Here is a 21,134-nt window from a genome sequence, read left to right on the forward strand (position 1 = left end):
CGTTTCCTGGATTATTAGATGAAAATCATTAGATAGAAGGTGTTGAATGTGGGAAGACATACCGACCCAAACGAAAAATCAAAAGGCAAATATGTCGCCATTGGGCTATTAGCAGTCGCTTTGTCAGGAGCACTATTTTTTGGCGTGCGAACCGTGCTGAATTATGATAGCGAAAAGCAAGAAGTCGTTCAGCCGGAAAAAAAGGCCAAGGCTAAAACAGCTGCTAGTTCAACCAAACCTTCAGAAAAAACAGTCGCAACGAAAAAAACGAGTGAAGCAAAAGCGACAAAAGAAACAAGCAAGGCTACAAAGAACAGCTCCAAGAAAAGTTCTAAGAAAAAGACGGCGACAACGAAAAGCACAAAAAAGGAAAGTCAGACGAAGGAATCTTCCACTACCAAACAAGCAGCGCTGCCTAAGCTGGATAGCACTAAGTTGACGGCAAGTGCCGGCAAAGTGTATTATGGCGTACATTATTTCAAGAGTGGCCGGGACTATTCTAGTAAAAATTCGGAAGCGACCGTTGCCGCGAATGTGATCAAGGTTTTCATTATGGATTACGCGCTGGCGCAAAAGAATGACCAGCAAATTGATGGTAAGAATTTGAGGGAATGGTTGGAGCCGATGATCCAAAAAAATGACGATGACGCGACGAATGTGTTAATCGATCATTATGGCATCGATCAAATGAATGCGTATTTCAAAGAACAAGGGTATCAAGATACGAAGATCGAACGACGAATGCTGGATATCAATGTAAAAAGTGATAAAGACAATTACACCTCCTTGAATGATTGTCTGAAGCTCTTGGAAAAGCTCTATGATCAAAAAGAGCAAGAGCCGCAAAAAACCATGATCGCTATCATGGAAGGGCAAAAGATTCGGACGAAGATCCCCCATAAATTACCGAAGGATCTCAAAGTAGCTAATATTACCGGTGAACAAGATCAGGTCGAAAATGATATTGGGATCGTTTTTGCTAAGGATGATCCGTATGCGATCGTCGTATTAACGAAAGAAGTGCCGGATATCGTCAAAACTAGAGAAGCAATCGCGGAGTATAGTTTGGCTGCCAGCAAGTTAAAATAAAAAACGATCTTCACACAAGTTCGACCGTGTGAAGACCGTTTTTTTCTATACAGGAAGATGCAGGCGTGATACGCTTTTGAATAGAAAATAACTTTAAGGAAGTGGGAAAATGACAAAAGAAGAATTTTTAGCTAGGATCGCTGGTGGCTTGATCGTATCGTGTCAGGCATTGCCGGGAGAGCCTTTATATACTGAAAGTGGTGGAGTAATGCCGTTATTGGCATTGGCGGCAAAAGAAGGCGGTGCTGTTGGACTTCGAGCCAATTCAGTGCGAGACATTCAGCAAATCAAAGCGTTGGTCGATCTGCCTGTGATTGGGATCATTAAGAAGCAGTATCCGCCGGAAGAACCATTTATTACTGCAAGTATGCGGGAAGTCGATGAACTGGCGGCGATCGGTGTCGAAGTGATCGCTCTTGATTGTACTTTGCGCAAACGCCATGATGGCCTGACGATTCAGCAGTTTGTAAAACAAATCAAAGAAAAATATCCGGATCAATTATTGATGGCGGACATCGCGACTATTGAAGAAGGCTTGAACGCTTTTGAAGCGGGCGTTGATTTTGTCGGGACGACGTTAAGTGGGTATACAGCGGAAAGCGCGGCGCGAGAAGGTGCCGGTCCAGATTATGAATTGATGAAACAGCTGGTGGAAAAAGGTGTGGACGTGATCGCTGAGGGTCAGATTCAGACACCTGAACAAGCGCAAAAGGTGCAGGCAATCGGGGTAGCAGGCATCGTCGTTGGCGGTGCAATCACGCGACCAAAGGAAATCACGGGACGGTTTGTAGAAGCGTTGGGGATAATAGAAAAGGACACCTTTGAGCAAGGGGAGTCGACTCAGTGACAGCTATTCGCCAAATCAAACAACTTAAGAAGAATGAACTAGCTGTGATGCTGAACATTTGGGAGCGTTCAGTAACTGCAACCCATATTTTTTTAGCTAAAAAGGAGATTGAAGCATTAAAGCCAGAAGTTTTAAATGCATTGCAAACGATTGATCAATTGTATGGTTATTATGATGATGAAATCCTTGGATTCATGGGTGTCGAAGGTGAAAAAATTGAGTTGCTTTTTGTTGACGCAAAGGTACGAGGACAAGGTGTCGGAAAAAAACTTTTGCTGTATGGAATCAAACAATTGAAAATTAAATATGTGGACGTCAATGAGGAAAATCAACAGGGTTTCGGTTTTTATCAGCATCTTGGATTTGAAATCATGGGTCGTTCAGAATTTGATGAACAAGGAAAGCCATTTCCGATTCTACAGCTAAAAAGGGAGGCCCATGGTGAAAATTAAAGAAATTACGACCAATAAGAAAGCTTATATCGAGCTGCTACTTTTAGCCGATGAACAAGAGGATATGATCGATCGCTATCTTGAGGCGGGCCGCATGTTTGTGTTAGAGGACGATGGGCTTAAAAGTGAAGCGGTGGTGGTAGCATTAAATGAACGTGACTGCGAATTGAAAAGCCTCGCCACTTACCCGTCGGCACAAGGAAAAGGCTACGGCAAAGCGCTGGTCAAGTTTCTCTTGGCGGAATTTTTAGGCGAGTATCAAACGATGTACGTTGGAACAGGGGATGTTCCAAAAACGTTGAATTTTTATAAAAGTTGTGGCTTCCGAGAGTCGCATCGAAAGCAGAATTTTTTTACTGACAATTACGCTGAACCTATTATCGAGGATGGCATTCAGTTGGTAGATATGGTTTATTTACGAAAAGATGCGGAGGACGCTTCAACTGAAGCTTGATCCCAAGTTCTTACAAAAAAGAAAAGTTTCTGATAGGTATCATTCTATTCCCATGCACTTTTTGAAAAAAAGTAGTATCTTAGATAAGTTGAATAGGAGCGTGGAAACAAATGATTGAAATATTATCGAAGATTCTTTCGATTATTGTATTGAATTTGGTGTTAAGTGGCGACAACGCAGTGGTGATCGCATTGGCGACGCGAAAACTACCAAGTGACTCGCAGAAAAAGGCAATCGTGATTGGAACAAGTGGTGCCGTGGTTTTACGAATCATCTTGATGCTGATCGCGGTAGAATTATTGATGATTCCTTATGTAAAAATTGTTGGCAGTATCCTACTTTTTTATATCGCCTATGACTTGTTAAAATCAAATGGCGAAGAAGCCGACATCAAAAGCGAAACGACTTTTTTCTCGGCAGTGCGGACGATTATTATCGCAGATTTAGTGATGAGTTTAGACAATGTGTTGGCGATCGCTGGAGTAGCCGATGGGCATTTTGTTTTAGCGATTTTAGGTTTAGTGATCAGTATTCCAATCGTTATTTTCGGTAGTCAGATGATTTTGAAATTAATGGATCGCTTCCCGTGGTTGATTTGGATCGGAGCGCTATTGATCGCCTACACCGCTGGAACGATGCTGGTAGAAGATGATTTTATTCACCATTTGTTCCGCGGACTAGCTAGTGGGCATATCGTTTCCTTGGCTGCTTGTCTTTTATTGGCGGGAATTTATTTCTTGTTTAATCGAAAAGAATCATAATTGAAAAGATGCGGACGTGACAGAAGCTACTTTTGGAACGCTGTTTATCCAAGAATAGAACCTGTGACGAGGCTTTTGTCACAGGTTCTATTCTTTTGGTTATGAAAAAGACCAGAGTGAGAACGATTCTCTTTAAGAAGCCTTGTGGAGAAAAATTTGCTTCGTTATACTAGTAATTGTAAACCTTTACACAAACTTTGGCGATGTCAAAAAGACATCATGGTGATACTGGGAAAAGAGATCAGGAGGTGGAAAGTATGTTTGGCCGATGACTATGAGCTGCTCAACACTTAGAGGTTCTAAGGGCGTTAACTAAATCTTTTTCCTCCTGGGGTAAAACCAAATAAATTTATCCGGGAGCAGGCCTTTTTGGTGTGCTCTTTTTGGGAGGAAATCGATACAAAAAAGTGGATTCTCAAAAAGGAAGGAATGGATAATGTGGAATTAAAAACAAGTTTACCGGAGATTTTTGACGATTTTGGTGAAGCCAGAAGACAAGGCTTTTTAACAGTGAAGGAAATCAAAGAGAAGGGCCAGCCGGTAGTGGGGGTCTATTGTACCTTTATGCCGGAAGAATTGGTGTTAGCCAGCGGGGCGATCCAAATCAGTCTGTGTTCCACCTCGGATGAAACGATCCCCGATGCTGAAGAAGATTTGCCGCGAAACCTCTGTCCCTTGATCAAGTCTAGTTACGGTTTCGGTAAAACAGATAAATGTCCGTATTTTTATTTTTCTGATTTGGTAGTCGGTGAGACGACTTGTGACGGCAAAAAGAAAATGTATGAATACATGGAGGAATTCAAGGATACGTATTTGATGCACCTGCCCCATAATCGTGACAGCGAAGCCAGCAAACAACTTTGGTACAGTGAGATGGTGCGCTTTAAAGAAAAATTAGAAGACTTTTTAGGAGTAGAGATTACCGAAGAAAAAATTCGTGAGGCAATCCTGCTGAAAAATCGCGAGCGGCAAGCTAAACAGAATTTTTACCGATTAGGCCAACTGAATCCGCCGGCGATCAGTGGACAAGAAATTTTTAAAGTAATGTACGGCTCGCAATATAAATTTGATAAAGAAGAAGTCATCCAAATGCTGGAGGAAACCACTGCGAAGATCAAGGAACATTATGCGGCGGGGCAGTATTTAGACAGAAAGCCGCGAATTTTAGTGACCGGCTCACCAATGGGGGGCGTCACAGAAAAAGTCATTCGAGCGATTGAAGAAAATGGCGGAATCGTCGTGGCTTACGAAAATTGTACCGTCGCTAAAGCGGTGGAACGTTTGGTAGACGAGACGGAAGCAGATGTTTATCAAGCATTAACAGACAAATACATCAATATCGGCTGTGCTTGCATGTCTAACAATCAGCCCAGAAAAGAATTATTGAGTCAGATGATCGATGACTATCAAGTCGATGGTGTGATTGACATGGTTTTACAAAATTGTATTCCGTTTTCAGTGGAATCCTTAAAAATCAAACGTTTCTTGAAGGAAGAAAAGGACACTCCGTATATGTATTTAGAGACGGACTATTCGACTTCAGATATCGAACAAATCAATACCCGTGTGACTGCATTTATTGAAATGCTTGAGGAAGAGGTTGTATGTATATAATCGGTTTAGATTCAGGTTCAACTACGACGAAAGGTGTGCTTTTTTCGGATAGCGAGCTGATTCGTAAATATTTAATTCCCACTGCTGGAAACCCCAAAGGCGCGATGGAACAAGTCGTTGAACAATTAAGTGCTCCCCAACAGGTGAAGAACCCCAAATTAATCACCACCGGTTATGGTAGAAAACTAGTTCCGGCGGATTTGGCTGTGACAGAAATTACTTGTCATGGAAAAGGCGCGGAATATTTAACCCCTGGAGTGAAACAAGTAATCGATATCGGTGGACAAGATTGTAAGACGATCCAGCTAAACGGTAATGGCAATGTCGTCGAATTCAGCATGAATGATCGCTGTGCCGCAGGAACGGGGCGGTTTGTAGAAGTTATGATGCGCACACTTGGCGAAGATATTTCTGACTTAGATAGCTTTGTGGCAGAAGCTACGCCGGTGACAATCAACAGTATGTGCACGGTCTTCGCAGAATCAGAAGTCATCAGTTTGATTTCAAAAGGAGAGAAACGAGAGGATATTGCGTTAGGCGTGCTACATTCCATCGCGAAACGGATCAGCAGTCAATATTCCAAATTGCGACCGAAGCGAGGAGAAGCGGTCTTGTTTACCGGCGGACTTTCAAAGAGTCAAACGTTTTCTGACGTGTTGGCTCAGTATGTGAATGCCCCAGTCCAGACCGATGAGCTATCGCAATATGCCGGTGCGATTGGAGCAGCCCAAATTGGAATGAAAAAATTGAATTAGCCAGTAAAAAGGAGCTAGGACTATAATAATGTCCTAGCTCCTTTAAGTTGTTTCACAGCTACGGTAAAGGCGGGTAAGTATAAAAAGAACAGTGAGACTCGCTGCCACAGTCCCCGCGTTGAGGAAAGTTTGGCACCTACGATGGGTAAATAATAGGCCGCGAATAGCAGCAATGCAATAATCGATAACACTAAACAGCTGAGATAGAAAATCACCACGAGTTTTTCATTTTTATTTGCTGCTCGATAAGCTAACGAAAGTGGGACAAACATCATGGCGACCATTGCAATCCCGGAAAAAGCCGCGTGTAAAAAATAGGCGGGGCTGAAAAAGCTGGCGGATTTGCTGATATGGACCAGCCCTGTCAGCAAACAATCACCAAAGCCGTATAAAGCGATCGCACCGGCTAAGATTTGCGCCAAACGCTTTGACTCAGATCTGAAAAAAAGATAGACACCGATACTGGATAGCATGAATAAACTGCCGGTCACGATGGAACCACGATTGAAGGCTTGTTGGACTGGACTGCCATCCTCACCTAATTGGCTGATAATCATGGTAGCTTGGTCGAAGCCGGGGTAAAAACGCCCTAGAATATAAGGCAATGAAAAATCGCCTACTACTGCTAGAATCAGCAGCCACGGAGAAATTTTTTTGATGAACGTCATAAGAGCTCCTTGTGAAAAGTTTTGTCTCTTTAACTGTACTTTATTTTAAAAAATATTTCGAGGATTAACCAATGAAGCGGGCTTTTAGAATTATTTTGCGAAAAGACTTGATTGACTGCAAAGTCATTGACTAGAAAGTCAAAAGAGAGTATCCTCAAATTATAAAAAGAAATACGAGCAACGGCTCATCGGTTAAGGGGAAAAATAAGTTTGGAGTGAGGACGATGGAAAAAGAAATCGTGGTATTAAATAAGCTGAAAAAAAAGTTTGGTAAGTTTCAAGCGTTAAAGGACGTGACCTTTTCAGTTAATAAAGGGGAAGTTTTAGGCTTTATCGGACCAAATGGCGCCGGCAAGTCAACGACGATCCGAGTCTTGTTAGGTATGCTGAAAAAGTCCGGCGGTGAAGCGACGATTTTTGGCAAAGATGTTTGGAAAGAGGATACGGCGATCCACAAACAAATTGCCTATATTCCCGGTGATGTTTATTTGTGGCCTAATTTGACTGGCGGAGAAATTATTGACTTATTGCTGCGTTTAAACGGGCAAGAGCGGACAACAAAAACCGAAGAGCTGATTCAAAAATTTCAACTAGATCCCAAGAAAAGGGCCCGCACTTATTCAAAAGGCAATCGGCAAAAGATTGCTTTAATCGCTGCCTTATCCCAAGAAGCGGAGTTGTATATTTTCGACGAGCCGACTTCAGGGCTTGATCCTTTGAATGAAAAAACCTTCCAAGAAGAAGTATTGAAATTAAAAGAAGCCGGTAAAAGTATCTTACTGTCCAGTCATATTTTGTCGGAAGTGGAAAAAATGTGTGATCGGATCGCCATTATTCGTGACGGCGTAATCATCGAGACGGGAGATCTCGCTTCGATGCGCCACTTGACTCGGATGGAAATGACGGTAGAAACTGCCTCATCAATGGCAGGTGTCGAGGAGTTAGCGGGCGTCCACAAGGCCACGTTTACGGATGAAGCAAAACGCCAAGCGGCGCTCTCCGTGGACCGGGAACAAATGGAGCAGATCATGCAATTTTTAGCGGACAAGAAAATCGTGAATCTGATCTCGACACCGCCGACTTTAGAAGATTTATTTATGCGCTATTACGAGCAACAAGGAGATGATTCTCATGGGGCATAGTGGGATAAAAACAGGCTATCTGCTACGGACCAATCTGAAGCAAAACCGGCTGAAGCACCTTGTCTGGATCGCGATTTTAGTGGGACTATTTGCTTCGGCGGCAACGAAATTCAATGTCCTTTTCGGTACGCAAACCGACATCAATGCGATCGTTGAAACCTTGAAGACACCAGCGATGGTCTCACTATTTGGCGAATTTTCCGCAACGAAACCCTATACGACCGCGAATGTTTTTGCTTCAGAGATGTTGGTTTTTATGGGGATGTTCATGGTCTTTATGAATATTTCACTAGCAATCGGCAATACGCGCGCGCAGGAAGATTCGGGTTTGGTTGAGATGATTCGTTCACGGACGGTTGGCCGGCTGGCCTCAACCTACGCGACTGCGCTGGAAATTTTATTGATCAATGGCTTGATGGGGATTTTATATGTCGTCAGTCTGTTCGTTGCTAATTTGAATGGAGCGACGATGGAAGGCGATCTATTGATGGGAATTAGCATCGCTTCAATCGGGATTATGTTTGGTTTCATTAGCTTATTACTCGCGCAACTAGCGAATAATGCCCGGAGTGCCAATTTTATGAGCTATGGCTTATACGGGATTTTCTATTTGATGCGGATGATGACGGACGTTAGCGCACCAAAGTGGACTTGGCTATCACCGGTTGGCTGGATTCAAAAGACGGCGATTTATACAGACAACCGATGGTTGCCGATTCTTTTGACCTTAGGGTTAGGCTTGATTTCTTTCGTTGCGGCGATCAAAATCGTTGAGACTCGTGATATTGGCAGTGGTGTACTGACAGAACGAAGTGGAAAAGATCAAGCTGGAAAATTGCTATCTTCGCCCCTTGGTTTGGTATTAACGGTGGAGCGTAACAGTATTATTGGCTGGCTGATTGGCGGTATCGTTTTAGGAGCAGCTTATGGTTCTATTTTTAGTACGATCGGCGATATTATCGGCACCAATCCTACTTATAAAAAAATCTTAGGTGTCACCCAGATCCATGCGGCAAATCGTGAATTGATCTTGAATTTTTTGAATATGCTGGGACTGTTTTTTGTGGCTATTGCGGCGATCAGTGGGATTTTGATTATTTTTCGTTTGAAGTCAGATGACAAAAAAGGCTACTTAGAAATCATCCATTCCAAGAGTATCACGAAGACTCGTTTAGCTTTGAGTTATTTTTCTGTCGGGATCATAACTAGCTGTCTTGTCTTTGTCGCTACGTTAGCGGGAGCTTTCTTTGTTGGAAATGCGTCGATGGAACACCCTTTAGCAATCAAGTATTTTTGGGAAACGCTCGGCGGCTTTTTACCAGCAACGCTGTTTTTTGTCGGAATCGCTAGTTTATTGACTGGCGCCTTGCCTAAATTAACCAATCTTTTATGGGCGTATTTAGCCGGCAGTGTCCTGATCAAAATGTTCGGACCGTTGTTGAATCTATCGGAGGAAACCGCCAATATCTCGCCCCTCGGCTGGGTGGGAAAGGTGCCGACCGAAGCATTGAACCAATCGTTGGCGCTTGTTTTAGTCGCGATCTTTCTTGGTTTGACGATACTGGGGATCATCGGCTACAATAAGCGGGACTTGGAGTGAGACGATGAAAGAAGTAGTAAAAGATCCACAAAAAGAAAAAAATATTTTAACCACCAGCGCTCAATTATTTGCTAAAAATGGTTATCGTGAAACGAAGACGGATGAAATCGCGAATCAGGCAGGGGTTTCGAAGGGTTTATTGTTCCATTACTATGGGAATAAAAGTGGACTCTATGAAGCAACCTATGAATATGCAGCGGATTTTTTCTATCAGCGGATCGATTATTCCGTTTGGACGCAAGCTTCTGATTTACTGGAAATGGTCGTTGAGGCGACAAAGTATAAAATTCAGCTACAGTTGACCTATCCAAATGAATTTGATTTTTTAATGAAGGCTTATACAGAGATGCCAATGTTGCCAGAGCCTTTGCGGCAACGAATGACGGAAAAGCTCAATCAGGATTTTAGTAAAAATATTACGCTGACGGATCAGGTGATCGGCAAATTGCCTTTGCGAAAAGAGGTAGAGGAAAAAGAAGTACTGGAGATCATCTATGCTGTTTTAAATAGCGAGACAACGAAAATTCAACAAGAATTAACGCAGCATCCAGAATGGCAGACGATCGAAGATTTAATGCCAGCGATTGAACGCTTGAAACGAAAATTAAAAATTCTTGAATATGGTTTTATTGAAAAGGATTAGCAAAAAAAGGCTGCGCCAGTTAACTGGTTCAGCCTTTTTAAATGTGTCGTTAAGCAAAAATCGTCATTAGTAAGAATCCTTCTTCAGCCAGCGCGCCGAAAAATAAAATTAAGCTATCAACAAACAATACACTCATATTTGCGCCGAACATGACTGCCAGTTTCTCCAAATGATCTTTGATTTTTTTTTCTTTGAAATAGACAGAAAAAAGATAGAAATTAACTAAGAAAAACAGAATAGTTGAGAGAATCATTGCCATTTTCATAAGTGTACCCCTTCACTTGAATAAAAGTAATCGTTTTTACACGTTCATTATACTCTTGTTCAGAAAGAATAAAAGCGTATCTCAGTAAAATATACTTTTTCTCGGCAAAGCTTTTTAAAATAGTCTAAAGGTAAGAGTCAAATGATTCTTTATGAACAAAACAGACTGACATCTATTCTTCGCTCCGTTATACTAAGAACAAATAAATATTCGAAAGGAGGAAAAGAGATGAATGTTGCAGCAGCGGATTTTGACTATTACGAGCGGACGATTCGAATTATGTACCAAAAATATTATCGAAAGCGGCTCACTTTTTGCGGGGTAGCACTAGTTATTATTTTGGCTTACACTATGATCATTGGCGATACGATTTTGTTAAATAGTCTATTAATGATCCTACTCGCCGCGGCGATGATCTACCTTTATTTGCAACAGCAAAAATTTGTGTCGATCTATCAAGGCTTCCTAGCTGAGAATCAACCGGAATTACGGATTCATCAGATTCAGGAAGAGGAATACAGCTACAATGTGATGGATGACGAACATGTGCGAATCAATAAAAAGAATGTTCGCAATCTGCCGTCTAACAATAAGCAGTACACGCTGATGGTAGGTTTTTCGAAGGCCTTTTTCTCACGGGAGCCTTTGCAGATCGTTTATTACGATATGCTAGACTTGACCTACGAGGAAAAATTCCGATTGAAACGTAATGGATACAGCTCGATGCCGCGCTTTTTACGGCGCTTCACGTTGAGTAACTTGCGAGCCAGCGCCGGCAATGCCGCCAGTTTCATTTTTGGGAATTTGTTTCTCTTGTTTATTTTATATCGCTTGCTTCGCTATTTATGGTCCTTTTTACGAATGTTTTTCTAAACGCTCAAGAAATAATTCTTGGGTGTTTTTTCGTGTTAAACTAAATTGAAAACGGTTTAAAGAAAGGCGGTAGCTTATGATCAAAACGATTGTGGTAGGACCATTGGGGAAAATGGGGCGCTTGATTACTCAAGTCGCGGCTGAAAGCGCTGAATTAGAATTAGTAGCGGGGGTAGGCCCGCAAGGACGAACGTACATCGGTGGGGATCTTGGACAAATGACCTTTGGACGGACATTAGCTGTGCCAATCGTGGATGATTTGGCTGAAGTAATTGATTCCTGTGACGTGATCATTGATTTTTCAACGAAGGAAATGGGCTTAGACGTCTTACGTTTAGCGCAGGCTCACCATAAAGCACTGGTTTGCGGAACGACTGGCTTTACACCGGAGGAAAAAGCCTTGTTCAGAGAGGCTAGTGAGAATATCCCTGTTTTATACGCCGCCAACACTTCAAAATTAGTCAATGTCATGAATAAATTATTGCAGCTAACAACGGCGGTAATTGGTGAAGAGACCGATATCGAGATTGTTGAAATGCATGATCGTTGGAAAAAGGATGCACCTAGTGGGACAGCGAAGGAAATGGGTGAAGTGATCGCTCACGAATTAGGTGGTGAGCTGACAAATCTTGCTGTTTACGGACGTGAAGGAGTTGGGGGACGAACGCCGGGTACGATTGGGTACCATTCTTTGCGGATGGGGGATACTCCAAGCAGTCATACTGTTTTCTTTGGCGGCTTTGGAGAACGCTTGGAGATTAGTCATCATTCCACTGACTGGCGGGGCTTTGCCAAAGGTGCCTGTGATTGTGCCATTTTTTTGGCGCAGCAAGAACCGGGATATTATTCGGTAACGGATGTGTTGCAACTTTAAAAAATATTTCGTTATTAAATTTAGGGATATTGTGGGTTAAAAATGTTTTCAACAAAGATTGTGGAAAATTGAGGCGTTTTTGGAAATAGTTATTTTAAAAAATATTTGAGAAGCTAATGATTGACTTCTCATTTTGGAAATGCTAAATTGAGTGCAATCATTTTAAGGAGGTCAGGACACATGACAAACAACATGGCGAAACAAAATCTTCAAACAGTTCAATCAGCTTGTTGTTGTATGGTGCAAAAAAGCAGCATACTGATTTGTCATGTCTATTAACTGTTCTGAACTCGTTTGAAAAAGAAGAAAACTTCTAATTTTGGCGATTCTAAGAGGTGCAGCTTTAATAGCTTGCACCTCTTTTTTGCGATCTTTTTCAGATTTTGCAAGTTTTTCTTTGTGCTTTGCGAGTTTTTCTTTATGCTTTAGCATATTTAGAAAAATCGTATGTCATCGAAGACAATGCTAAATTCTGCGTGGAATTTAGCTACATCACAAAAGATGACTAGCATAATAAAAAAATTGTATTAAGTACGAAAATAATAGCTTTTTTCAAATTTTGAAAAAGCCTACCCCAGCTGGAGCAAGGTTTGTGTCTCAGCAGAATAAAAAGGATAAACATAAGATTGGAGGAACTACCATGTGTTGTTGCTTAAAAGATAAAGGCTAAAAAAAACAAACAATCAGGAGGAAAAAACATGCATTTATCAACCAAGATGATCCACGGAGGAATTAGTGAAGATCCATTGACGGGAGCCGTTAGTGTGCCGATTTATCAAACCTCGACCTATCGGCAAAAAAAATTAGGACAGCCAGGAGATTTTGAGTATTCTCGTTCAGGTAATCCCACTCGCTTGGCGTTAGAAGAATTGATTGCTGAGCTTGAAGGCGGTGTGCAAGGCTTCGCTTTTGCTTCGGGACTGGCAGCCATTCATGCGACCTTATCCTTATTTCAACCAGGCGATCATTTGATTTTAGGCGACGATGTTTATGGTGGGACTTTCCGTTTACTGGAAAAGGTTTTTGCGCCATTAGGGTTAAGCTACACAATGGTGGATGCGCAGGATTCAGCACAGCTTGAAGCGGCGTTAACGGAGAATACCAAGGCTCTTTATTTAGAATCACCTAGCAATCCTTTATTAAAAATTATCGATCTAGAAAAAAGTGCCGCTTGGGCCAAAAGCCATGAGCTATTGACGATCGTCGACAATACTTTCGCAACGCCTTATTTACAGCAGCCGTTAGCGCTAGGTGCGGATATTGTTTTGCATAGCGGGACCAAATATTTAGGTGGACACAGTGACTTAGTCGCAGGACTGGCGACCACGAATGATGAAGCCTTAGCAGAAAAAATTGGTTTTTATCAAAATTCTATCGGTGGTGTTTTAGGTCCGCAAGACAGTTGGCTATTGCAGCGAGGAATCAAAACGTTAGCCGTACGAATGGAAGCCCATCAAAAGAATGCGACAGCGGTGGCGGAATTTTTGACCAAGCATCCAGCCGTCGCAACCGTCTATTATCCCGGTTTAGCAGATCATCCAGGGCACGCGATTGCTGCCAAGCAAATGAAGGGCTTCGGGGGAATGGTCGCCTTTGAATTGGTAGATGAAAGTAAAGTAGCGAATTTTGTTGAATCCTTGCAGATCATCACGTTAGCGGAAAGTTTAGGTGGCGTTGAAAGTTTGATTGAAGTACCAGCCGTTATGACTCATGCGTCGATTCCTAAGGAGCAACGAACAGCTGCGGGTATCAAAGACGGCTTGATTCGCTTGTCAGTGGGAATCGAAGAATTAACGGACTTACAAAATGATTTGGACCATGCATTGGAGGAAAAATAAAATGAAAAAATCAATTATTGCCGTTGCTAGCTTGTTAGTCGTGGGCGTCCTATTTCTAGCCGGTTGCCAGTCAAAAGACAGCGGAGCCGCCAGCTCAAGCGCTGAAAAGGTCTTACGGGTCGGGACAGAAGGAACCTATTCACCATTTTCTTTTCGTGATGAGAATGACAAATTAACCGGCTATGATGTTGACGTGGCCAAAGCGGTCGCGAAAAAAATAGATTATAAAGTAAAATTTGTTGAAGCGCCATGGGATTCGATGTTAGCCGCCTTTGACGCGAAAAAGACGGATGTGGTATTTAACCAAGTAGCGATCACCCCTGAACGTAAGGAGAAATATTTGTTCAGTACCCCCTATTCAGTCTCGCATCCTGCGTTGATCGTTAATAAGGACAACGACAGTATCAAGGATTTCTCAGATTTGAAGGGCAAGACTGCGGCACAGTCATTGACTAGTAACTATGCGGAAATGGCGGAAGGCTTAGGAGCGGAGATTTCTAGCGTCGACGGCTTCAGTAAAGCGGTGGAATTAGTCAGCGACAAGCGCGCGGATGCTACCTTGAACGATGACGTGACGTATTACGATTATTTGAATCAAAAGCCTGATGCTCCAATCAAAATCGTCAAGGCTTCTAATGAAGCGACCGAAGTTGCAGCGATGTTTCATAAAGGCGATGAAAAATTAGCCGAAAAAGTGGATAAAGCTATCAAAGAATTAGAAGCAGACGGCACCTTGACAAAGCTGTCAGAAAAGTACTTTAAGAAAGATATTTCTAAATAGAGATTGAAGGAGTAATTAATATGGAACGAATGCTAGATATTATTCAAAGCTCAGCGCTGCCGTTGTTTTGGGCATTGCTAAAAATGACGATTCCTTTGACCTTGATCTCTTTTGCTTTAGGGATGGTCTTAGCGTTGATCACCGCTTTAGCTCGGATTTCAAAAAATCGCCTACTCAACGGATTTTTCTTTTTATATGTGTGGATCTTTCGCGGAACGCCGTTACTAGTTCAACTGTTTATCGTTTTCTTTGGACTGCCGTCAGTCGGTATCCAAATGGATGCGTGGGCAGCCGCGATTTTGACCTTTTCATTAAATACCGGCGCTTATGCTTCTGAAAATATTCGTTCCGCTTTATTAGCTATCCCTCAAGGGCAATACGAATCGGCGGCATCATTAGGGATGAGTCGTTGGCAGATTTTGTATCGGATCATCGCACCACAAGCTTTTAAAATCGCCTTGCCACCGTTGTCGAATAACTTTGTTAGTCTCGTTAAGGACACCTCGTTAGCTGCTAGTATCACGATTGTGGAGATTTTCATGACGGCTCAGCGAATCGCCGCACGGACCTATGAGCCATTGCTGCTTTACAGCATGGTGGCAGTCTATTATTTAGTTTTTTGTACCTTCTTGAATTATTTGCAGTCCGTGCTTGAAAAACGGATGGTCTATTAGGAGGAAGTTCAATGTTAACAATTGAAAAATTAAACAAAAGCTTTGATGGCAATCAAGTCTTAAAAGAGATTAATTTGATTTTCCAACCGGGGGAGACAACGGTTATTCTAGGACCATCTGGGTCAGGTAAAAGCACCTTGTTGCGGTCGATCGATTTATTAGAGACACCAGACAGTGGCACGATTGAAATCGATCAGGACAAACTGACCTTTCCGCAAAACCTTGCGTTTCGCCAATTAAAGGACTACCGCGGTCATTTTAGTATCGTTTTTCAGGCGTACAACCTTTTTCCCCACTTGACGGTGATTCAAAACGTCATGGAAGGTCCAATACAGGTGAAGAAAATAGCGAAAGCACAAGCACGGGAGCAAGCAGAGAAGTTGTTGGCTAAGGTTGGATTGTTAGATAAAGCCGCAGAATATCCAAAACAATTATCCGGCGGGCAGATGCAGCGGGTGGCGATCGCAAGAGCATTAGCGATGGAACCGCAGTTCATGTTGTATGATGAGCCAACGAGTGCTTTAGACCCAGAGCTAGCTCAAGAAGTACTGCAGGTGATCAAAGATTTGGCGGAATCCGGTAATGGACAAATCGTAGTGACCCATCACTTAGAGTTTGCTCGTAAAGTCGCGGATCGGATTGTTTTTCTAGAAGATGGACAGGTGACCTTTGATGGCAGCAGTCAGTCTTTCTTCGCCAGTGAGAATCCTCGAATCCAACGCTATTTGCAACAATTTTTATAAAAAAAAAGGCAGCGCCGATTAATCCGGCGCTGCCTTTTAGTATGTTGCTTAGTTTTTATTTAATTCTGCTTTTGTTTTTGGTTCTTGAACTTTAACTAAAATCAATTTAGTAATCTCCATCAATAGAACCGCCGTAGCTGCTAAGGCTAACGCTAAACCAATGTCCTTTAAAGCAAAGGCAGCGGGAATTGCAAAGACTTCACGCAATCCTGGTAACAGTGTCAAGCTGAATAGTCCGCCACAAACCACGATCGCCAATAAGACCATCTTATTGCTAAAGAGCCCTGCTTGGATCGAGGTTTGAGTATTCGAACGAGCCGCAAATGTTTGTAGAGTTCGGCTTAAAATCAAGGTAGTGAAAGCCATCGCGACACCAATTTCAGCAGATTGTTGATTGCCTAGCCATTGAGCGACAATCACGGCTAACGCGATCAAGATCCCCCGGTAGGTCACCGAAATCAACGTTTTACCAGTGAAGATACCACTATCGGGATCACGAGGCTGACGCTGCATGATCGTTGGCTCGGCTTTTTCCATTCCTAATGCGATGGCTGGCAGCGAGTCGTTGACTAAGTTGATAAAGAGTAATTGTAAAGCCGTGAAGGGGTTCGCCCAACCAATCGCTAAGGCGAAGATGATAGCAATGATGGCCCCTAAGTTACCAGCAAACAGATAGGCAACCGCCTTTTTGATATTGTCAAAAACATTTCGTCCGACTTCGACAGCTTTGATGATCGAAGCAAAGTTATCATCGGTTAAAACCATCGCTGCCGCATCTTTGGCAACATCGGTTCCGGTTCCCATCGCAATCCCAATATCCGCCTGTTTCAAAGCTGGCGCATCATTGACACCATCTCCCGTCATGGCAGAAATCTTTCCTTTGTCTTGCCACGCGCGAACGATTCGGATTTTATTCTCTGGCGAAACGCGAGCATAAACCGTAATTTGTTCTAATTGCTCAGTCAGTTCAGTTTCGCTTAATTGATCCAATTCAGCACCTGTCAATGCCATGTCGCCCTTTTCAAAAATACCGATTTCTTGAGCGATCGCCACAGCAGTCGTCTTGTGGTCACCGGTGATCATAACCGTTTGGATACCGGCTGATTTGGCATCAGCAACCGCTTGGAAAACCTCTTCCCGCGGCGGATCGATCATAGCCAATAGGCCGACTAAAACTAGCTCATTTTCATCTTCTAACGTTAACTCATTCGCAGTTACTTCCTTATAAGCAAACGCTAATACTCGCAGTGCTCGTTTAGAAAAATCTTCATTTTGCTTTTGGAAACGAGTCTTCAGTTCTGGAGTGAATTCAACAACCGCACCATCTAATAAAACTTTCGAGCTACGTTCAAAGACGATATCTGGACCGCCTTTAGTAACCATGGTTCGTTTTTGATCAATGGTATGGAGCGTCGACATCAATTTGCGATCAGAATCAAAAGGCAGTTCCGCTTCCCGCGGCGATCTTTTGCGCAATTCACGATAAGATTGATTTTGCTTTTCGCTATAGTCGATCAAAGCAATCTCGGTAGGGTCGCCTAATTTTGTTCCATCTTCACTGATTGTGGCGTCATTAGCCAAAACGCTGATCTCAATCAAACGTTGTTCATCAGCTTCCCAGTTTTTCGGATCTTTTGAAAATTCGCCGCTTTGACCATCCGCTAAGAAATGATCGACTACGGTCATTTTATTTTGAGTCAATGTACCGGTCTTGTCGGTACAGATAATACTGGTGGAGCCCAGTGTTTCAACGGCTGGTAGCTTACGAATGATCGCATGTTGCTTTGCCATTTTTTTGGTACCTAATGAAAGGACGATGGTCACGATTGATTGCAATGCTTCAGGAATCGCTGCAACTGCCACCGCTACGGCAAACATAAAGGCATTAACGATGTCTTGGGTCATATCCGCCGAACCTTCTAAAAAGACCCGCAGTAGTTGAACGCCTAAAATCACAATCGATAAAATCAAGATCGCGATACTTAATTTCTTACTGAACCGATCCAAGCCGCGTTGCAGTGGTGTTTTTTGTTCAGTGGTTGATTCCAATAAGCCGGCGACTTGACCGATCTCAGTTTCAGCCCCAGTCGCAGTCACTAAAAATCTTCCACGACCATATGTGACGATCGTTCCACTGAAAACCATGTTAAGTCGATCACCAACAGGAACGTCAGAAGTCAAGATTGTGATCTCTTTTTCTGCCGGTGTTGATTCACCAGTCAGCATGCCTTCGTCAACTTTCAGCGAACCTTCTTCAAGTAAGCGACCGTCCGCCGGGACATAATCGCCAGCCTCTAAAATGACGATGTCACCAGTTACGATTTCTTTAGCTGGGATACTTTGCTCTTGCCCGCCGCGTAAAACACTGGCGTCTGGGGCAGAAAGCTTTTTCAAAGCGTCTAATGAACCCTCCGCTTTTTTTGTTTGAATCACACTAACGACTGAGTTCAGTAACAAGACGGCGAAAATCACGATGGATTCAACGTGAGCCCCCATCACCATTTGGACAACCGCAACGATCAACAGGACGACGACCATTGCGTCTTTGAAGGTTTCCAAAAATAAACTCAGTGTTGTTTTTTTCTTTGCTTCTTTTAATTGATTTGGGCCATTTTCTTGCAGGCGTTGTTGCGCTTCGGCTTGGCTTAAGCCTTCTGGTGCAGCCTTGAGGTCCTTTATTAATTCCTCTATTTCTTGTTGGTAAACTTGTTTTGTCAATTTATATCCTCCAATTTTTTTGATTTAACCTCGTACGCCTACGATTCTACTAATCTTGCTAATACAAGAAGTAGAACTCGCAGCTAACTCATGGCTTAGGAACTCATTTTTTCAAATGACGAAAAATGAGTTTATTTTCGTACGTCTATCATTCAACTAAACATAACGTTTAATATTTTAGTTTAATAAAGCAAAACTTGATTCGTAATTTATTAAACTGCGAAAAGTTGAACTGACAAAAAGAGACCTAAGGCAAGTGTTTAAACTTGTCTTAGGTCTCACCATTTCATACGATACCAGAAAACCATTGCTGGTTGACTTACTGTTGATATCACAACAACATTGTTGCCGGTTACTCCCCTAAGGAGTTATTAATATGTTTAAATCCTAACGGAAATAACTTTTGATTGCAAGAAAAATGTTTACTAAAAAGAATATTATTATTAAATAAGTTAGTAAAAGCTTGATAATCATCACTTTAGCAAATCATTTAATTTTTATTAAGCAATTATTTTCCGGCGATAATTGTTTTGATGGTACTTTCGTCTAACCCTTTCAATACTTGGATCAGCATTTCTCGTGCGGCATCAAAGTCGGCGATGCTGAACATCGTTTGATGGGTATGGATATAACGTCCGCACACACCGATTACCGTACTTGGAACGCCTTCGTTTGCAGTATGAGCGGCGCCAGCGTCTGTACCGCCTTTTGAAACAAAGTATTGATAAGGAATATTATGGGTTTCCGCCGTGTCTAATAAATATTCCCGCAGACGTGGTAAAAGAATCATACCGGGATCTTGGATTCGTAAGAGGGTGCCTTCGCCTAAATGTCCAAAGGTGCCATTAGTAGTCACTAGATCATCAGCGGCGGAGCAATCTACCGCAAAGAATAAATCAGGCTGGAATTTTGTTACGGCAGGTTTGGCGCCTCGCAGACCGACTTCTTCTTGCACGTTGGCACCAGCGATTAGCGTATAATCTAATGTTTCTTTTTGCAGGGCTTCTAAGGCTTCCAAGACAACGGTGCAGCCGTAGCGATTGTCCCAGGCTTTACTGATAATATTTTTGCCATTGGCGGTTTTTACAGTCTCTGTTTGTGGAACAATCGTATCACCGGGTAAAACGCCAAAGGCTAATGCTTCTTCTTTTGATTCAAAGCCAGCATCGAATAAAATATCTTCCACTTTAACTTGACCTTGTCCACTAGTTCCGCGTAATAGATGAGGCGGTACGGAAGAGGAGATACAAGGATAATTGCCTTTGCCGGTTTTTAAAGTAAAGCGTTGCGCTGAAACAACGTAAGGATTCCAACCACCTAAAGGTACGACTTTGAATAAGCCTCGCGGAGTAATTTCTGTCAGCATAAAGCCGACTTCATCCATATGGGCTGCGACCATCACACGTGGTTTGTCCTCCGATGCATTTTTCAAGCCAAAAATCCCACCAAGCCCGTCTTGTTGGACTTCGTCAACTAATGGAGTCATCGCGCTTCGCATATAAGTCCGAATATCTTCCTCAAAGCCGCTGGTTCCTTGCAGCTGGGTTAATTCTTTGATTCGTTGAAATGTTTTTTCTTCCATCATTCTTCCCCCATATTGTTATAAGACGCTCTCATTATAAGCCTTTGGGACTTGAAAATAAATCAATTCAAAAGTAAGCCGGCTTTCATTATTTTTTTGCGGTGTGTCACCAAAAGTCTTTTCGATCATCATAGCCAGCTCTGCCGCAGGAAAATCATCTTCGAAATAGGCTTGGAAAAATTCACGATTCACTTCTTCGCTTTTTTTGTAGGAAAATTGTTTAATTTTGTAGGGAATCTTTTCAGCCTGCAAAAATGTTTTATATTGCTGATTCAATAACAAATCAGGATTTGTTGCTTCGTAAGGTGAGAAGAGTGTGTCTTCCTCTTGGATCGTACGAAAAAGCAGGCACCAATTCCGACTGATACGCTGCAAAGCAGTCAAGTCACGACTTGTTTTCAAAGCGGGATTCATCGCCGAAAAGACGACGTCAAATCGGGTATTGCTTTGAGTTAAAAAAGCTTCTTGCGACTGTTTGATTAACAAAACATTTTCTGCCGCCTTATTTTTCGCATAGTGCAACATCTGCTCCGAAATATCGACCAGGGTATAATTTTCAACCTGCTGTTGAAAACTAGATAAATAACGGCCAGTACCGCCAGCTAAGTCTAAAAAAGTCTGACAGGGAAAGATTTTTTCGCTGATCAAAAAAGCTGTTAGATCTTCTGCTATGGGAAAACTAGATTCTTGTTGAATTTGTTCATAATCTTCCGCAAAATCATCCCAAAACTCCCTTAACTCATCAAGGTGTTCGTTCATCA

At 42.5% G+C, this 21,134-nt stretch carries 22 protein-coding genes; 16 read left to right on the forward strand and 6 right to left on the reverse strand.

What is annotated here, in order from left to right; all coding sequences use genetic code 11:
* Positions 1-48 precede the first annotated feature (48 nt).
* From RV00_RS00245 to RV00_RS00275, 7 genes are all read left to right on the forward strand, one after another.
* The gene (locus RV00_RS00245; protein ID WP_071860602.1) at positions 49-1,089 is read left to right on the forward strand and encodes a serine hydrolase; all 1,041 of its coding nucleotides are present in this window, start codon (positions 49-51) and stop codon (positions 1,087-1,089) included.
* Positions 1,090-1,198: 109 nt separating this feature from the next.
* Positions 1,199-1,936, forward strand: a complete 738-nt coding sequence (locus RV00_RS00250) for an N-acetylmannosamine-6-phosphate 2-epimerase (RefSeq protein ID WP_071860603.1) — start codon at positions 1,199-1,201, stop codon at positions 1,934-1,936.
* Positions 1,933-2,388 (forward strand): GNAT family N-acetyltransferase, encoded by a 456-nt coding sequence (locus tag RV00_RS00255; RefSeq protein ID WP_249024039.1) that lies wholly within the window; start codon positions 1,933-1,935, stop codon positions 2,386-2,388. Before RV00_RS00250 ends, RV00_RS00255 begins: the two co-directional genes overlap by 4 nt.
* Positions 2,378-2,842: a GNAT family N-acetyltransferase gene (locus RV00_RS00260; RefSeq protein ID WP_071860604.1), complete on the forward strand. Its 465-nt coding sequence runs from the start codon at positions 2,378-2,380 to the stop codon at positions 2,840-2,842. The genes RV00_RS00255 and RV00_RS00260 overlap by 11 nt, the downstream gene beginning before the upstream one ends.
* Positions 2,843-2,952: 110 nt before the next feature.
* Entirely contained in the window at positions 2,953-3,603 is a 651-nt protein-coding gene (locus RV00_RS00265) for a TerC family protein (protein WP_071860605.1), read from the forward strand.
* A 438-nt stretch (positions 3,604-4,041) separates the two neighbouring features.
* Positions 4,042-5,217, forward strand: coding sequence for a double-cubane-cluster-containing anaerobic reductase (locus tag RV00_RS00270; RefSeq protein WP_071861030.1), 1,176 nt, complete (start codon positions 4,042-4,044; stop codon positions 5,215-5,217).
* Entirely contained in the window at positions 5,208-5,972 is a 765-nt protein-coding gene (locus RV00_RS00275) for an acyl-CoA dehydratase activase (RefSeq protein ID WP_071860606.1), read from the forward strand. Before RV00_RS00270 ends, RV00_RS00275 begins: the two co-directional genes overlap by 10 nt.
* A 20-nt stretch (positions 5,973-5,992) precedes the next feature.
* Here the strand turns inward: RV00_RS00275 and RV00_RS00280 are convergent, their stop codons facing one another.
* On the reverse strand, positions 5,993-6,640 hold the full coding sequence (locus RV00_RS00280) for a DUF998 domain-containing protein (protein ID WP_071860607.1): 648 nt from the start codon (positions 6,638-6,640) through the stop codon (positions 5,993-5,995).
* 224 nt (positions 6,641-6,864) lie between these two features.
* Here RV00_RS00280 and RV00_RS00285 point away from each other — a divergent pair, with 224 nt between their 5' ends.
* Genes RV00_RS00285 through RV00_RS00295 form a run of 3 tightly spaced genes read left to right on the forward strand, consistent with a single transcriptional unit; the run spans position 6,865 to position 10,025 of the window.
* Entirely contained in the window at positions 6,865-7,782 is a 918-nt protein-coding gene (locus tag RV00_RS00285) for an ABC transporter ATP-binding protein (RefSeq protein ID WP_071860608.1), read from the forward strand.
* Positions 7,772-9,382 carry an ABC transporter permease gene (locus RV00_RS00290; RefSeq protein WP_071860609.1) on the forward strand — a complete coding sequence of 537 codons (1,611 nt, stop codon included), beginning with the start codon at positions 7,772-7,774 and terminating at the stop codon, positions 9,380-9,382. The genes RV00_RS00285 and RV00_RS00290 overlap by 11 nt, the downstream gene beginning before the upstream one ends.
* A gap of 4 nt (positions 9,383-9,386) precedes the next feature.
* Complete coding sequence (locus RV00_RS00295) at positions 9,387-10,025, forward strand: TetR/AcrR family transcriptional regulator (protein WP_071860610.1); 639 nt, start codon at positions 9,387-9,389, stop codon at positions 10,023-10,025.
* A 49-nt stretch (positions 10,026-10,074) separates the two neighbouring features.
* Here the strand turns inward: RV00_RS00295 and RV00_RS00300 are convergent, their stop codons facing one another.
* Positions 10,075-10,290 carry a hypothetical protein gene (locus tag RV00_RS00300; protein ID WP_071860611.1) on the reverse strand — a complete coding sequence of 72 codons (216 nt, stop codon included), beginning with the start codon at positions 10,288-10,290 and terminating at the stop codon, positions 10,075-10,077.
* 228 nt (positions 10,291-10,518) lie between these two features.
* Here RV00_RS00300 and RV00_RS00305 point away from each other — a divergent pair, with 228 nt between their 5' ends.
* Both RV00_RS00305 and dapB read left to right on the forward strand, forming a co-directional pair.
* Complete coding sequence (locus RV00_RS00305; protein ID WP_071860612.1) at positions 10,519-11,163, forward strand: hypothetical protein; 645 nt, start codon at positions 10,519-10,521, stop codon at positions 11,161-11,163.
* A 76-nt stretch (positions 11,164-11,239) separates the two neighbouring features.
* Positions 11,240-12,037, forward strand: coding sequence for a 4-hydroxy-tetrahydrodipicolinate reductase (gene dapB / locus RV00_RS00310; RefSeq protein WP_071860613.1), 798 nt, complete (start codon positions 11,240-11,242; stop codon positions 12,035-12,037).
* Positions 12,038-12,259: 222 nt separating this feature from the next.
* Here dapB and RV00_RS00315 read toward each other — a convergent pair whose 3' ends face one another.
* On the reverse strand, positions 12,260-12,469 hold the full coding sequence (locus RV00_RS00315) for a hypothetical protein (protein WP_071860614.1): 210 nt from the start codon (positions 12,467-12,469) through the stop codon (positions 12,260-12,262).
* Positions 12,470-12,735: 266 nt separating this feature from the next.
* On the opposite strand from RV00_RS00315, the gene RV00_RS00320 reads away from it, so the two are divergent.
* From RV00_RS00320 to RV00_RS00335, 4 genes are read left to right on the forward strand one after another with little or no spacing between them, the layout of a single operon-like run.
* Positions 12,736-13,875 carry a cystathionine gamma-synthase gene (locus tag RV00_RS00320; RefSeq protein ID WP_071860615.1) on the forward strand — a complete coding sequence of 380 codons (1,140 nt, stop codon included), beginning with the start codon at positions 12,736-12,738 and terminating at the stop codon, positions 13,873-13,875.
* 1 nt (position 13,876) lies between these two features.
* Positions 13,877-14,656, forward strand: a complete 780-nt coding sequence (locus RV00_RS00325) for an amino acid ABC transporter substrate-binding protein (protein ID WP_071860616.1) — start codon at positions 13,877-13,879, stop codon at positions 14,654-14,656.
* 20 nt (positions 14,657-14,676) lie between these two features.
* On the forward strand, positions 14,677-15,330 hold the full coding sequence (locus RV00_RS00330) for an amino acid ABC transporter permease (protein WP_071860617.1): 654 nt from the start codon (positions 14,677-14,679) through the stop codon (positions 15,328-15,330).
* Positions 15,331-15,341: 11 nt separating this feature from the next.
* Positions 15,342-16,073, forward strand: a complete 732-nt coding sequence (locus tag RV00_RS00335; protein ID WP_071860618.1) for an amino acid ABC transporter ATP-binding protein — start codon at positions 15,342-15,344, stop codon at positions 16,071-16,073.
* A gap of 48 nt (positions 16,074-16,121) precedes the next feature.
* Here the strand turns inward: RV00_RS00335 and RV00_RS00340 are convergent, their stop codons facing one another.
* From RV00_RS00340 to RV00_RS00350, 3 genes are all read right to left on the reverse strand, one after another.
* A complete protein-coding gene (locus tag RV00_RS00340) occupies positions 16,122-18,791 on the reverse strand; it encodes a cation-translocating P-type ATPase (RefSeq protein WP_071860619.1) in 2,670 nt (889 codons plus the stop codon).
* Positions 18,792-19,299: 508 nt separating this feature from the next.
* Positions 19,300-20,373 carry a glutamyl aminopeptidase gene (gene pepA, locus RV00_RS00345; RefSeq protein WP_071860620.1) on the reverse strand — a complete coding sequence of 358 codons (1,074 nt, stop codon included), beginning with the start codon at positions 20,371-20,373 and terminating at the stop codon, positions 19,300-19,302.
* A gap of 18 nt (positions 20,374-20,391) precedes the next feature.
* Entirely contained in the window at positions 20,392-21,132 is a 741-nt protein-coding gene (locus tag RV00_RS00350; RefSeq protein ID WP_071860621.1) for a class I SAM-dependent methyltransferase, read from the reverse strand.
* Between the last annotated feature and the right edge of the window lie 2 nt (positions 21,133-21,134).

Origin of the sequence: Enterococcus devriesei (assembly GCF_001885905.1) — a bacterium.
GTDB lineage: Bacteria > Bacillota > Bacilli > Lactobacillales > Enterococcaceae > Enterococcus_A > Enterococcus_A devriesei.